General features: G+C 35.3%; 11 protein-coding genes. 2 read left to right on the plus strand and 9 right to left on the minus strand.

The features are described 5' to 3' along the window. Nucleotides 1-6: 6 nt before the first annotated feature. Together WG904_RS07975 and WG904_RS07980 are read right to left on the minus strand one after the other, a co-directional pair. The gene (locus tag WG904_RS07975; protein WP_339578780.1) at nucleotides 7-534 is read right to left on the minus strand and encodes an adenine phosphoribosyltransferase; all 528 of its coding nucleotides are present in this window, start codon (nucleotides 532-534) and stop codon (nucleotides 7-9) included. Next, a complete protein-coding gene (locus tag WG904_RS07980) occupies nucleotides 534-1,427 on the minus strand; it encodes a ComEA family DNA-binding protein (protein ID WP_339578781.1) in 894 nt (297 codons plus the stop codon). The genes WG904_RS07975 and WG904_RS07980 overlap by 1 nt, the downstream gene beginning before the upstream one ends. Before the next feature lie 67 nt (nucleotides 1,428-1,494). Here WG904_RS07980 and WG904_RS07985 point away from each other — a divergent pair, with 67 nt between their 5' ends. Both WG904_RS07985 and WG904_RS07990 read left to right on the plus strand, forming a co-directional pair. Beyond that, nucleotides 1,495-3,246: a bifunctional lysophospholipid acyltransferase family protein/GNAT family N-acetyltransferase gene (locus WG904_RS07985; protein WP_339578782.1), complete on the plus strand. Its 1,752-nt coding sequence runs from the start codon at nucleotides 1,495-1,497 to the stop codon at nucleotides 3,244-3,246. Nucleotides 3,247-3,488: 242 nt separating this feature from the next. Continuing rightward, nucleotides 3,489-4,700 (plus strand): hypothetical protein, encoded by a 1,212-nt coding sequence (locus WG904_RS07990; RefSeq protein WP_339578783.1) that lies wholly within the window; start codon nucleotides 3,489-3,491, stop codon nucleotides 4,698-4,700. Between the two features lie 38 nt (nucleotides 4,701-4,738). Here WG904_RS07990 and WG904_RS07995 read toward each other — a convergent pair whose 3' ends face one another. The 7 genes from WG904_RS07995 to pheT form a co-directional block, all read right to left on the minus strand. Beyond that, the gene (locus tag WG904_RS07995) at nucleotides 4,739-6,076 is read right to left on the minus strand and encodes a hypothetical protein (protein ID WP_339578784.1); all 1,338 of its coding nucleotides are present in this window, start codon (nucleotides 6,074-6,076) and stop codon (nucleotides 4,739-4,741) included. Between the two features lie 69 nt (nucleotides 6,077-6,145). Beyond that, nucleotides 6,146-9,028 (minus strand): TonB-dependent receptor, encoded by a 2,883-nt coding sequence (locus tag WG904_RS08000; protein WP_339578785.1) that lies wholly within the window; start codon nucleotides 9,026-9,028, stop codon nucleotides 6,146-6,148. A gap of 112 nt (nucleotides 9,029-9,140) precedes the next feature. Beyond that, entirely contained in the window at nucleotides 9,141-9,641 is a 501-nt protein-coding gene (locus WG904_RS08005) for an Mpo1 family 2-hydroxy fatty acid dioxygenase (RefSeq protein ID WP_339578786.1), read from the minus strand. 168 nt (nucleotides 9,642-9,809) lie between these two features. Next, nucleotides 9,810-11,372 (minus strand): ribonuclease Y, encoded by a 1,563-nt coding sequence (gene rny, locus WG904_RS08010; protein ID WP_339578787.1) that lies wholly within the window; start codon nucleotides 11,370-11,372, stop codon nucleotides 9,810-9,812. 145 nt (nucleotides 11,373-11,517) lie between these two features. Then, a complete protein-coding gene (locus WG904_RS08015; RefSeq protein ID WP_339578788.1) occupies nucleotides 11,518-11,808 on the minus strand; it encodes a cell division protein ZapA in 291 nt (96 codons plus the stop codon). A gap of 30 nt (nucleotides 11,809-11,838) precedes the next feature. Continuing rightward, nucleotides 11,839-12,129, minus strand: coding sequence for a hypothetical protein (locus WG904_RS08020; protein WP_339578789.1), 291 nt, complete (start codon nucleotides 12,127-12,129; stop codon nucleotides 11,839-11,841). A gap of 52 nt (nucleotides 12,130-12,181) precedes the next feature. Beyond that, nucleotides 12,182-14,581: a phenylalanine--tRNA ligase subunit beta gene (pheT, locus tag WG904_RS08025; RefSeq protein ID WP_339578790.1), complete on the minus strand. Its 2,400-nt coding sequence runs from the start codon at nucleotides 14,579-14,581 to the stop codon at nucleotides 12,182-12,184. Nucleotides 14,582-14,651 lie beyond the last annotated feature (70 nt).

Here is a 14,651-nt window from a genome sequence, read left to right on the forward strand (position 1 = left end):
TTAATCTTAAAAACTTGTTAAGGAAAATATATTTTTAGAGAAGCTATCCAACCTGTCTTTCCCGTTTAAAAAATCTAAGTTTATTAAAAACGAATAACCAGCTACTTTGGCAGCTAATTGTTCAACTAATTTTGAAGCCGCTACTACTGTTCCACCCGTAGCGAGTAGATCATCGTGAATAAGCACGTGTTGTCCAGCAATAAATGCATCTTCGTGCACTTCCAAGGTTGCGCTACCATATTCTAGAACGTACGACTGTTGTATTGTTTTATAGGGCAACTTTCCAGCTTTACGAATAGGGACGAAGGGGACATTTAAAGCTTGGGCCAATGCTAATCCGAATAAAAAGCCTCGGCTTTCTATCCCAGCTACCACATCGATCTTAATGTCTTTTAACTGTAAAGCAAGTGCATTTGTAATTTCGGCACATAGAACAGAATCCATTAATATTGGGGTAATATCTTTAAAAATAATTCCAGGCTTAGGAAAGTCGGGCACATCTCGCAGGGTTTGCTTTATCTTATCTGCTAACATCAAAATTGTAAATAAGGTGTAAGTTGGTCAATGGTTTGCGTGCTCAAGATAAGCAATTTTTTAAGGTCGGCAATGCTCGAATAATTTCCATGTTGCTTTCGGTATTCGATAATGGTATTTATTTGCTTATATTTTAAGTAAGGATGGTTTTTTAAGGACTCAAAATCGGCTGTATTGATATTAATTTTCTTTATTGCGGAAACATCAACCTGAATTTGATCTTTAAGCTCTTTATATTTCACGCTATCTAGTCCATACACCTCCATTAATTGCTCCTTTTTATAAAAACCACCTAGTTTGTTGCGATAATTAGTAATTCTACGGGCAAAAGCTGCTCCAATTCCTTTAATTTTATCTAATGCTAAGGTATCAGCACTATTTATTTCTATCACGGGATATTCCTTTTTTGTATAAGCCTTAACTTCAAATTTCTTCTTTTTCTCTCCTAGTGGATTTACGATTTCTACGTATGGCTGTAACTTTTCGAATAGTTTAGGAGAAATGGTATACATCTTTTTTAAATCTTCAACCTTATAAAATTTACCCCCTTTGTTACGAAAATTTATAATGGATTGTGCTTGCTTTATGGAGAGCCCTAGTTTTTTCCAGTCCTCTAGCAAAATTTGGTTTGGATCGAACTTAAATAAAATAGGTTTTGAAAATACTTCCTTTTCTCTTTTGTGGAATTTGCTAGGAGGCTGTTCATTTAAGGCAATTAAATTTAATTCTTGTATTGCATTTCTTTCGAAATCGGTAATTGATTCTTCTTTCTTGAAAAGTGCATCATATATATAGGGCGTAACAAATGCAAACACTAATAGTCCAAATAAGGCAAGCAGCCCATTATATTCGCACTTTGTTAAACTAAAGTAGTTATTCAACCATTTCTTCATAGAACCATAGGTACTACAATTTTTAATCTTATTTTTGTAACTGCTTTCTTAAAAACCCTAAATCTAGATGAACATCATTACAAAAACAGAGTTTGCAAAAGCTACTAAAATAGACAAATTAGGCGTTCCGGGCCTTGCAACCTTACTTATGGAGGTCATGAAGTTAAATGACATCAACAAGGTATTTTCAATGAATGAACATTTTGCAGGCTTAGAATTTGTTGATAAAATTTTGGAAACCGTAGGTGTTACCATCGATTTTGACGAGGAAGATCTTAAAAATATCCCAAAAACCGGTGCTTTTATTGCCATCGCAAATCATCCTTATGGGGGAATAGAAGGCTTAGCTTTAGTTCGGCTTTTATGTACGGTTAGACCTGAATCGAAAGTGATGGTGAATTTTATTTTAAAGAAAATCCCAAACTTGAGTGAGTTTTTCGTGGCTGTTAATCCTTTCGAAAACGTACAACATTCGTCGAGCATTAGTGGTTTAAAAGCTACTTTTGATCTTTTACAGCACGGAATTCCATTAGGAATTTTCCCAGCTGGGGAGGTGTCAACATTTAATTTAGATAGTCAGGAAGTTACCGACAGATTGTGGCATCCTGTGGTAGGAAAGCTAATTTCGAAGGCTAAAGTGCCTGTTGTGCCAATCTATTTTCATGGAAACAATGGCGTTTTGTTCAACATTTTAAGTTTTATTCACCCTACATTAAGAACTGCAAAATTGCCGTCAGAATTTCTGAACAAGCAGGGTTTGAAAATTAAAGTACGCATAGGAAAACCTATTAAGATTGAAGATATATCTTATAAAAAAGACACCAATAAATTGCTCGATTTTTTACGGGCTCGAACATATGCTTTAGGCACGAGTTTAGAAGAGGAAAAAAAACTTTTTAACCCTATTAATCTTTTTAAACGAAAGAAGAAGCCAGAAAAGGTAGTGGCAGAAACCGACCGTAATTTAATTGTTGATGAAGTTTCGCAATTAGAAGATTTCAAAGTTTGGGAAGAAAAGAATTATGAAGTTTATATAAGCCCTACAACAAATATTCCTCATATCTTAAGAGAAATTGGCAGACTTCGAGAAATTACATTTAGGGAAGTTGGTGAAGGCACGAATAAAAAAATAGATTTAGATAATTACGATATCTATTATAATCATTTATTTATTTGGGACAAGGAACTACACAATATAGTTGGTGCGTACAGAATTGGGAAAGGCGATGAGATTTTAAATACAATGGGTAGAAGAGGATTTTATCTTTCAGAGTTGTTTAAGATTAAAGAGCCGTTTTATCCAGTGTTGAGACAGGGCATTGAGTTAGGGCGTTCGTGGATTAGAAAGGAATATCAACTAAAGCCTTTGCCGCTATTTTTGTTGTGGAAGGGTATTTTGAAATACCTTGTCGATAACCCGAAATATAGATACATGTTTGGTCCGGTTAGCATTAGCAATAATTTTTCTACTTTCTCGAAATCTTTAATTGTAGATTATATTACGAAGAATCATTTCGATTATGAACTTGCAAGCTATGTGAAACCAAAAAATAAATTCAAGGCAGATTTATCGCCTATAGACACCGACTTACTCGTTGAGAGCAGTGGAACGTTAAAAGATTTAGATGGCTTGATTGGCGATATAGAAAATTCCCACATCAAAATCCCTGTTCTTTTAAGGCAATATTTAAACCTTAACGCAAAAATTATCTGTTTCAATATCGATCCCAAATTCTCAGATTGCTTAGATGGATTTTTAGTAGTTGATTTACAAAAAATCCCTGCAGAGATGTTAGAGAAAGTTGGAAAAAACTTTTAGTAGCATCAAGCAGCAGAAAACATTCTTGAAAATTTCTAAAAAGTGAAACCCCGATAACCAGTCGGGGTTTCTTGTTATCAACTAACCTAAACTTTCATTAAATATCAACCAAATATTTAATGACACAAAAGTAAGGCAGTGGTGTTAAGAGAAGGTTAAGGCAGGGTTATAATAATTAAAAAACTTAATGCACGCTATTTGTTAATTTTATATATCTTTAATGTTAACAAATAGTTAAGCAATTGAGTAGAAGAGTTTTTCGTGTCTTTTTTAACCTTATGGTATATGCGGGAATGGCTTTTTCTGGAACATCTACTTATGCTCAAAACTATAGCTTCGAATTTTATGATGGCACATTTAATTTCACCGCTGATGCATCACTACGAATAAAATTTGATACCGAGTTAAACAATCAATCGGTAAATAACTTTTACGGCCTAGTTAACGCAAGTAATTACAAACCACTCATACATTCGCTAATTAGTTATAAAGAAAAATATAATTTAAACGACTGGCTTTATTACCAGCTAATCCGTAAAACAGCGCAGCAGTTAAGTCCGAAAGTCGAAAACTACAATCTTTATACGCTATACAAGTGGTTTTTAATGTGCAAATCTGGCTATGATGCCAAAATTGCAATTGGTAACGATCAGATTATCTTCTATGTTAAAAATGATGAGGATATTTCTGACATTCCCTTTTTTATGATTGATGATAAAAAATACATGTGCTTAAATTACCACGATTATGGGAAATTATTTAAACGAGAAGATGCGTACAAGCCTATTGAAATCGTTATTCCTGACGCAAAATCGTCTTTTAGTTATAAAGTAACTCGAATGCCAGATTTTAAACCCGAAGATTATGAGGAGAAGCAAATAGCCTTTAACTATAAGCATAAAGATTATCATTTTAAGGTGAAGATCAACAAAGAAATTGAAAGCATATTTGCCAATTATCCAGGAGTAGATTTTGAGAGCTATTTTAACATTCCCTTAAGTCATGAAACCTATCAATCGCTAATCCCAAACCTAAAACAAAATTTAAAAGGGATGAACGAGAAGAAAGGAGTTGATTATTTAATGCGTTTTACGCGTTACGCATTTTTGTATGAGAACGATGAAGAAAACTTTGGGAAAGAAAAAAGATTATCTCCGGAGCAAACTTTAGTAAACAAATACAGCGATTGCGATGATCGGGCGGCTTTGTTTTTCTATTTGGTTAAAGAGATTTACAATTTGCCCATGATTGCGTTACTTTATCCTACCCATCTAACAATGGCGGTACAATTTGATAAACCTCTCAATGGTGCTTCTATCCTTTATAATGGCAAGGCCTATACGGTTTGTGAGCCTACACCACAGTTAAAAAACTTACGTATTGGTGAATTATCGACTAGTTTAAAGAATAAGAAGTATGAAGTTGTTTATGCATATGAGCCAAAGATGAGGTAAAAAAAAAGGTTGGCTCTTTACCAAGCCAACCTTTTTTTTTATTTGTAGCTAACATTTTGAGGATCCCATGAAACCCAACCTGTAGTCCAATCTGTTGTACCAACCGCACCAACGAAAGTTGCTTTTTCTAAACTTGAAAGATCGCCTTCAAACTTAGGGGTAACAGTAGTACTTTCTGCAAGCTTTAAATTTGGCATATTTACATTAAATGTTAAGGATGCAAGTACTGAATTCATTTTTGTTTTAGCAAAATCTATAATTGAATTTGCATCTGCAAATATACCAGCTTCATAAGTTTTTGAAGAAGCGGTTCCTGAAACTAGGATATTATTTTGAATTAACGTTCTTCCATCTTTAAATTCCTTAGCAGAAAAGGCATCTCCAAATTCAAGGTTTACCGTTTTAGCATTTGCAATAATAGAATTAGCAAGTACCATTCTAGCGTTACCGATGTGGATATTTGCACCGTGTTTAGCGTCACCGCTGGCACTACCACCTATAAAGGTAAAGTTAGAAAGTATTGGTCTAGAGTACCCAAAATTTGCTGTTTCGGTTACAACACCTTTAGTTTCATTCTCAATATTTCTTGACGTTCCAGCTTGATCTGCAACTGCCGGCGATTTAATAGCTATTGCAAATTGAATTTTACCATTATATCCTTGATCAAAGTCAAAATCATCATCAGTTCCTTTATAGGCAATTAAATTCTTTGCGTTAACAGTACCTCCAAAAAACTCATATGAATCATCACCACCAAAAGACACCATTACATTTTCAATTACAGTTTTACTTCCAACACCACATAGGGTTAAGCCATTAAGCTCCTTATCCTTTTGAACTGGATATCCAGCATACTCAATACGTGCATATTTTAATATTCCCGAATCGTCATCGGCAATATTACCACCATACTTAGCTACATCAGCACCAAGTACGCCACCTTCGTACTGACCTGTACCATCTGCTGTATTTACTAAAGATCTCCCAGCTATTACTATACCGCCCCAATCGCCAGTATTTCTTGAGCCTGCTGGTTGGTTAGAGGTGAAAACAATCGGATTTGAAGCCGTGCCTTGAGCATTGATCTTACCTCCCATTTCTACAATTAATGCAGAGTTGATATTTCCTTTAATAATGGTACCAGCAGGAATAGTTAAAGTAGCCCCACTTAAAACTCTTGTATATGTATCTTTTTTAAGAACATAAATTTTAGTGTTTTCTAAAGTGGTATTCGTATTAATAGTAGCAGATAATTCTACTTCAGATTTGTCTGGTTCTACTGGATCGGGGTCATTTTTTGTCTTTTTACACGATTGCAACGTAAATGCTGCAATTAGTATTGCAGTTGCATAGATTGATAATTTTTTAATTTTCATAATTTAAATATTTAACACAAAAGTAATTTTGCCATATTAATGAACTGTTAATTATCCGTTAATTTTAGCTTAAAATTTATATCCAAATGTGAGTGAAACGTTAGTTCCATATTTAATCTGATTAATTAATTGGTCTTGGTTGGTGTTTTTGTTATATACCTTATCTTTATTAACATCTTGGTATAATATCCCTTCACTATTTAAAATATTTCCAATGTTTAATTTAATTTCACCTTTATTTTTAATTAATTTTTTAGAAAACTGAAAATCTAATAGATCTCTAGGGTTTTCATAAATGTCGGGATAGCTAGCATGGAAATTACCATCAACCATTTGACCTAACCCTACTATAGAAATCCTTCTCCCAATTTTATTGTATAATAATGTTGCCGTCCAACCATTTTCGATAGCATTATAACCCAAGCCAGTATTAATAATATAGGGCGATTGACCCTGCAAAGTACGTTTAGTATTAATTGTAGATAAATACTTGGGATCTGCACCAGTAAAATCTATCTCCGATTTTATCACCGAAGCATTGAAGCTGAATACTAGATTTTTAAAAAAAGCCGACTCGTTATTAAATAAAGAAAGATCTTTCCTTATTTCTATTTCTGCTCCGTAAACATTGGCCACGGGGGCATTCAAAAACGAAATTGTTTTACTAGCAGCAGTTGATCCAGATATGTAATAATTTTCTATCGCATTATTCAACCGTTTATAAAACCCTGAAACAGAAATAAGTTGACCAGCAGATGGATAAAATTCATACCTAACATCTGCATTGTTAATGGTGGTTCTTTTTAATTCAGGATTACCGATTTTTACAACACCCGTTACAAAATCGTAAAAACTAAATGGCGCTAACTCTCTAAATTGTGCTCTTGCCACAGTACTAGAATAACTTAAGCGTAAATTAGTTTTAGTATTTAACTCATATGTTAAATTTACAGATGGCAAGAAGTCTACATAATTATTTTCAATCGACGCAGCATTAGCTTTTGTGTCATCATTAGTTAGCATTTCTATATAATTCTCCACACGTAAGCCAAAACTAGCCTTAATTTTTCTAGCTAAAATAGCATTCATCATCACATACCCTGCATTTAAATCACCGGTACCAGTATATCTACTAAATGGGTTGGTTACATCTTCTAAATAAAACATATCTCTCGCGATGTACTGATCCGACAACACTTCTGCTATAGGTAACCTTCTAACCAATCTACTTTCTTCAACATCGGTAAAATTATTTCTATATCCAAAAGATCTTGAATCGACATTTCTATGTTTATATTGTTTCAATAGGCCCGCCTTAAAAACCTGGGATTCATTTAACCATTTAAAAGGTCGGACATAGTTAACCGTACCTCCGTAAATATTTTCTTGGAGATTACTAAAAAATCGACCACCACTTGTTGTAGTTGGAATATTAGGGATATCTGCCAAAAATGTATCCGATGTTCCATATGCCCTACTGTAAGCAATTCTTCTCAAATCTGGCTGGTCGTCTTTGAATAGACTATAAGAAAGATTCCAGTTTAGTTTACTCTGATTGTCTTTGTTTAATAAATGTTCTCCTTCTAATACCGAACTCAATAAAGTTTTTTGGATAACCTCTTGCTGTGCAATTTTTTTATCGTAATCTCTTTCATCACTAAAACCATTTCTATCTAAAAAGTTGTCTTCAAAATTCTGGTTAATAACATTCTTTAAGGCGTACTTATTCGTTCCTTTTGTATAAGCAACATTCGCTAATAAACTCAATGCTGTACTGTAATTATAGTAGGTATCGGTATAACCAAAAAAATCTTCACCTCTTTTTTCGTCAATTTGAATATCATTAAAGTCATTTCTCACCTGTTCTGAAAGCAATGCAGAATTTCGATAGGTAGCAGCTAAAATGAGCCCGTATTTAGATCCATTTTCTTTTCGGAAAGAATTACCATAAACAACTTGCAGGTTTTGATTTGGCAGCGCAGTACCTAATTTTTGAACGCCCCATGTATTTACAAATTGCTTTGTTGATTCGATTTTTTGATCTATATTTTGGTTTTGGTAACGATTTGCTGAACTAGGAATAGTAGTTGGAAGCTGATATCTGTTTGCTCCAAATGCCAGATAATCTAGTCCTGATCTCTTATTTCCGTAAAAATCTTTAAAAGTTGAGATCGAATTAAATCCCATTCCATAATTAATTTCAAACGTTTTAAGTTCTGGAAAATCTTTCGTTTTAATTTGAATGGCGCCTCCAGCAAAATCACCAGGCATATCAGGACTTGCTGTTTTACTTATTGTTATTTGATCAACCATACTAGAGGGGATCACATCAAAAGAAAACGTCTTTCTATCGGCCTCGGTACTTGGAAGAGGTGCATTATTTAGTGTAGCATTGTTATATCTGTCACTTAAACCCCTTACAATAACAAATTTATTATCCTGTACAGTTGCCCCACTTACTCTTTTTAAAATTTCTCCCGTATTTCTATCAGGCGACTTTTTTATAACATCAGCTGAGATACCATCAGATATGGAAACACTGTTTTTTTGTCTAGCATATAAGCTATTGATTGATTCTTGCTTCGCAGTTCCTGTAATTACAACCTGGTTAAGCAAGTTGGCAGATTCCTCTAATACCACATTCAAGGTGGTTGTAGAATTTGCCTTAACCTCTATTTCTGTAATTTTTTTTGTTGAGTAGGTTATATAAGAGATTTCTAATGTATACTTTCCGTCTGCTAATCCCGAAAGCATGTATTTACCTTCTACATCTGTACCTATTCCCTTTGTAGTACCAGCAATTTTTACTCCTGCGCCAATAAGTGGTTCGCCAGTTTTTTTATCGGTTACAATACCTGAGATTTTTCCAGTTCCCTGAGCGAAAACTACTGCACCAAAACCTATAAAAAGTAAGGTGAAAAATGCTTTTTTAAGTGTTAATTGTGATTTCAATTTGCTTAACTATTTGTTTCAGCAAAAGTATTACCACAATGTTAGCTTGATGTTAGCGTTAGATTACGATTCGTTAACGTTAAAGTTAAGGAATTGTTAAATGAGGGTTCTACTAATACCGTAACCCCATTTTTTTACAGATAAAGTGCAATAGCCATATTGGGCCAATTAACAGGAATTTAACATCATCTAAAAATGAAGGTTTTTTTCCTTCTATTTTATGGCCAATGAACTGCCCAATCCATGCAAGTACAAAAATAACCAAACATGCTACCCAAACCGCTGGTCCACCAGCCGCTTGCCAGTGTTCGAGTTGAACAATAAAAAATGCCATGATGCCAATTACCCAAATCATTAAAAAAGAAAGTACTGGAGAAAGTGTGTAATAGTAGTAAACTGAAAATGCGATTAAAAAAGACCCCCAGTTTAAAAAGGTATTGTATTGCCCTAAAAAACCAATATGCGGAAAAGGAATGCTCCAAACCAATCCCAATAAGCTAAACACAATAAGAGGCACGCAAATCCAATGAATGGTTTCGTTGGTATGATTTTGATGACTTTCGGCATACTTATCGAAAAGGATATCGACCGGGCGTTTTTCTGGTTTGTTCATGGGTTCAATAGTTCATGGTTTATCATTTCCGTCACCGGATGAGTATAGGCAAAATATCGATACTCATCCGATGACGGCTATTTATACGTATAAAATTAAAAAAAGCGATGAATATTCACCGCTTTTAAGTCAGAATCTTGGCCATCCTAAAATCTTGATTATCTAGCCTTATTTCGCAAACGCAACCGATCTCGTTTCTCTAATCACAGTAACCTTGATTTGTCCTGGATAAGTCATTTCAGTCTGGATACGGTTAGAAATATCGGCTGCTAGTAATTCTGCTTGTTGATCGCTAATTCGCTCGCTTTCAACAATTACGCGTAGTTCTCTACCTGCCTGAATGGCAAATGTTTTTTCTACACCTGGATAAGACAACGCTAATTCTTCAAGTTCTTTTAAACGTTTGATGTAACTCTCTACCACTTCACGTCTTGCTCCTGGCCTTGCCCCAGAAATTGAATCGCAGGCTTGAATAATTGGAGAAATCATTGAGGTCATTTCGATCTCGTCGTGGTGGGCGCCAATAGCATTACAAATTTCCGGATGTTCTTTATATTTTTCGGCCAATTGCATCCCTAAAATTGCGTGTGGCAATTCAGGATTATCATCAGGCACCTTACCTATATCATGTAATAAGCCTGCGCGTTTAGCCATCTTTGCATTAAGACCAAGTTCGGCTGCCATAGTTGCACAGAAATTAGCTACCTCACGCGAGTGATGCAATAAGTTCTGACCATACGACGAGCGGTAACGCATGCGCCCAACCATTCTGATCAGTTCAGGATGCAAACCATGAATTCCCAAATCGATAACGGTACGCTCGCCAATTTCTACAATTTCGTCTTCAATTTGCTTCTTTGTTTTTGCTACAATTTCTTCGATACGTGCTGGATGTATACGTCCGTCGGTTACCAAACGATGAAGTGCCAAACGAGCAATTTCCCGTCTTACTGGATCAAATCCAGAAAGAATAATTGCTTCTGGTGTATCATCTACAATAATTTCAATACCAGTTGCTGCTTCTAAAGCACGGATATTTCTTCCTTCTCTACCAATTACACGGCCTTTAATCTCGTCATTATCGATATGGAAAATAGACACGGAGTTTTCGATGGCTGCTTCGGCAGCAGTACGTTGAATAGTTTGAATAACTACCTTTTTAGCTTCTTTACTTGCAGTAAGTTTGGCTTCATCTACAATATCCTTCACTTGCATCATGGCTTGCGATCGTGCTTCGCCCTTCATGTTCTCGATCAATTGGTTCTTGGCTTCTTCTGCACTTAAACCAGCAATGGTTTCCAATTGTTGAACATGTTGATTTTTTAGCACATCTACTTCTTCTTGCTTTTTAACAGCCAGCGCAGTTTGTCTTTCAAGATTAGCTTTATGCGTATCTAATTCTTGTTCTTTCCGGTTCATGTTCTCTAATTTTTGATTTAGAGATTGTTCCTTTTGTTTAATTGAATTTTCGCGTTGATTAACTTCGTTATTTCTTGCATTTACTGCTTGCTCATGTTCTGCCTTCATCTGCAAGAATTTCTCTTTTGCTTCTAAGAGTCTGTCTTTCTTTAAGATTTCGGCATTGCTTTCGGCATCCTTAAGTATTTTTTTTGCTTTGCTTTGCGCAGCAACTTCTTGTTGTTTAAATAAACTTCGCAATAAATATCGTCCTAAAACAACGCCAACACCTAAGCTGACCAGTATACATCCTATTATTCCTAATATCTCCATTTCTTATTATATAAAAAAACCGTAACTAAATAATTATGATTCATGCGCAATACATTTTACTCCATTAAAAATGGTATAAAATGCACAAATTGAAACATAAAAATTTAGCCACGGCCAAATTCTATGAGCTATAAAGAACTATTTTTTATTTAGCGAAAAATCCGTTTAATAAACTATCTAAATCTTCAACCTTTTCAGCAACAGCAGTATCTTGGTTTTGCACCTTATGCTCTGTTCTCAATACTGCTGTTGCATAATGCAACACTGCCATTGATAGCAAATCCTGCTTATCTCTGACCGCATAATTTTCTTGGTAGTCTTTTATACGCTCATTAATAATTTTAGCAGCCCGTCTTACAATTTCTTCCTCTTCAACATTTACCTTTAGTGGGTAAATACGGTCGGAAATAGTTATTTTAATCGAGATTTCTCCCATTTTTGTAGCTTTGTTTCAATATTATGTTGCTTATTTCTTAAGTAACACTACGCACTTATCAATTTCACGCACAAATTCGTTAATTTTTTGCTTTATATCAAGTGTCTTTTCACTTGTACCTTCAATACTCTTCGCTAATTTGAGTAATCTTATTTTTTCGTCTAATTCTAAACCCCTATTTTTTGCAGTTTCAAGGGCTAATTTTGTTTGTTTATTTTCTGCAGCTAACAACTCATTTTCTTCCTGTAATGCGTTACAGAGTGCGATTAGGCGACTCGTTTTTTGTATTACATGATCTAATTGACTGGCAACAGAAGACATCGTTAACTTAAAATTTAAATATTTAAAAAACCTCCAAAAATAATAAGAAACATTACTTTCTTATTTCCGCATTTGCAGTTTGTGCTAAGTTATGTATAATCTTTTGCATAATTGCATCAATTTGCTTATCTGTTAAAGTTTGTTCTTCATCCTGTAAAGTAAAGTTTAGGGCGTACGACTTTTTACCTTCTGGCAATTTATTTCCTTCGTACACATCGAACACCTGTACATTTTTAACAAATTTCTTTTCTGTTTTATACGCAATGCCCTTCAATTCGTCGAAGGTAACTTGTTTGTCGACCAGCATCGATAAATCTCTTCTCACTGCAGGGTATTTTGGAACTTCTTTATTTATTACTCTATTTTTCTTTACCGAATCAAGCAGTGCCGACCAATCAAAATCGGCATAAAACACCTCTTTATCTACATCCGTCTGTTTTCTGTCGGCCATAGTAACGGCGCCGAAAGTCACCAACACTTTATCCCCTCTAAAATATTTTAAGCCAAAAGCAAAGTTTTCGTCATTAATTTCTTCTGTCTGATAATTTCCAATTCCTAGTCTAGCAATCACTGCATCAACTGCCGCTTTTATGTTATAAAAAGTAGAAGGTGAAGCTACATGATTCCATTGCTCACTTTGCTTGCTGCCCGAAAGTAAGATCAACAAACGAGGGCGTTCTATATATTTTCCATCAATTAGATGATACGTTTTACCAAATTCATAAAACTTAAGATCTGCGTTTTTACGATTCTGGTTATATGCCACACTTTCTAAAGCAGGTTGCAGTAAACTTTGGCGCATTACATTTAAATCAGAACTCAGCGGATTTAAAATCTGAACGGCCTCTTCTGGTTTTTTAGAGAAGCTTGCACGCGTTAATGAGTTGCACCAAATTTCTAAAAACCCATTAGCAGTTAGCATGTCGGCAATTAGATTTTGAATGTTCTCCTTATTAGGTTTTTCGGTGAAAGCCAAAGAGGCATTTACTTTGGTAGGAATAATAATGTTATTGTACCCATAAATCCTTAATACTTCTTCTGTAATATCGCATTCGCGTGTTACATCGACTTTATAAGGGGGCACTTTTAAGCTTAAGCCTTCATCGTTTTCTGCAACTATGGTGATCCCTAAGGCTAAAATAATTGCCTTAATTTCTTCGTTTGATATCACCTGCCCAATTAGCTTCACAATGTTCAGGTAGTTCACTTCAACCTCAAAAGGTTCTGTTTTAACCGGGTAGTAGTCGGCAACGGCCGATGAGATTTCTCCACCGGCAACTTCCTGAATTAATAAAGCAGCTCTTTTAAGTGCTGTAACTGTTATTTCTGGATCCGTACCACGCTCAAAACGGAAAGACGCATCGGTTTTTAAGCTATGTCTTTTCGAGGTTTTACGCACTGAAACAGCATTGAAATAGGCACTTTCTAAGAAAATATTGGTTGTCTGTTCGCTTACGCCAGAAGATTTACCACCAAAAACTCCAGCGATGCACATGGGTTCATCAGCATTGCAAATCATCAAATCTTCTGCACTCAACTTACGTTCTATATCATCAAGCGTTACAAAAGGAGTTCCCTCAGCGCATTTTTTCACAATTACTTGCTTGCCCTTTATTTTATCGGCATCGAAGGCATGTAGGGGCTGACCAAGCTCATGCAACACATAATTGGTTACATCTACAATGTTATTTATCGGCCGGATGCCAATTACTTTTAACTTATCCTTTAGCCAATCGGGCGATGATTTTACCGTTACGCCACTGATGGTAAGGCTACTGTAACGTGGACAAGCTTCGGTATCTTCTACTTTTACATTGATGCTCAAAGTTTCGTTCGCAACTTTAAATGCACTGATATCTGGCATTTCGTAGCTCGTTCGCAAATAAGCAGCTAAATCTCTTGCTACGCCTAAATGCGAAGCTGCATCTGCTCTATTTGGGGTTAAACCAATTTCGAACATAAAATCATCGTCCATTTTGAAGAATGATTTTGCCGCTATTCCAATTTGGGTATCTTCTGGCAAAACCATAATTCCAGCATGAGAGGTACCTAAACCAATTTCGTCTTCCGCACAAATCATACCTTCAGAAACTTCGCCTCTTATTTTCGATTTATTGATTTTAAATGGCTCGCCTTCGTTCGGGTAAACGGTTGTACCCACTGTAGCCACCACTACTTTTTGATCGACGGCAACATTTGGAGCACCACAAACAATTTGTAACAGTTCGCCACTGCCTACATCTACTTTAGTTACTCGTAGCCGATCGGCATTCGGATGCTGCATACAATCGACCACATGGCCAATTACCAATCCCTCTAAGCCACCCACTATAGGTTGTACCTTTTCTAAACTTTCTACTTCCAAGCCAATATCCGTTAGGATTAAAGAAATTTCTTGAGGGGTTTTTTCGGTTTGTATAAATTGCTTAAGCCAACTGTATGATATTCTCATTAGTTTTTTATTATTTTTAATTGCAATGAGGCTATCATGATTTTATTGCTTTTACATCGAATTGGTAAAA

This window comes from Pedobacter anseongensis (assembly GCF_037482965.1).
In the GTDB taxonomy this organism is placed as follows: Bacteria; Bacteroidota; Bacteroidia; order Sphingobacteriales; family Sphingobacteriaceae; genus Pedobacter; species Pedobacter anseongensis.

Bases quoted from the DNA above. Each gene is read 5' to 3' on its own strand.
- WG904_RS07975 (WP_339578780.1), bottom strand. From the start codon at position 534: ATGTTAGCAGATAAGATAAAGCAAACCCTGCGAGATGTGCCCGACTTT.
- WG904_RS07980 (WP_339578781.1), bottom strand. From the start codon at position 1,427: ATGAAGAAATGGTTGAATAACTACTTTAGTTTAACAAAGTGCGAATAT.
- WG904_RS07985 (WP_339578782.1), top strand. From the start codon at position 1,495: ATGAACATCATTACAAAAACAGAGTTTGCAAAAGCTACTAAAATAGAC.
- WG904_RS07995 (WP_339578784.1), bottom strand. From the start codon at position 6,076: ATGAAAATTAAAAAATTATCAATCTATGCAACTGCAATACTAATTGCA.
- WG904_RS08005 (WP_339578786.1), bottom strand. From the start codon at position 9,641: ATGAACAAACCAGAAAAACGCCCGGTCGATATCCTTTTCGATAAGTAT.
- rny (WP_339578787.1), bottom strand. From the start codon at position 11,372: ATGGAGATATTAGGAATAATAGGATGTATACTGGTCAGCTTAGGTGTT.
- WG904_RS08015 (WP_339578788.1), bottom strand. From the start codon at position 11,808: ATGGGAGAAATCTCGATTAAAATAACTATTTCCGACCGTATTTACCCA.
- WG904_RS08020 (WP_339578789.1), bottom strand. From the start codon at position 12,129: ATGTCTTCTGTTGCCAGTCAATTAGATCATGTAATACAAAAAACGAGT.
- pheT (WP_339578790.1), bottom strand. From the start codon at position 14,581: ATGAGAATATCATACAGTTGGCTTAAGCAATTTATACAAACCGAAAAA.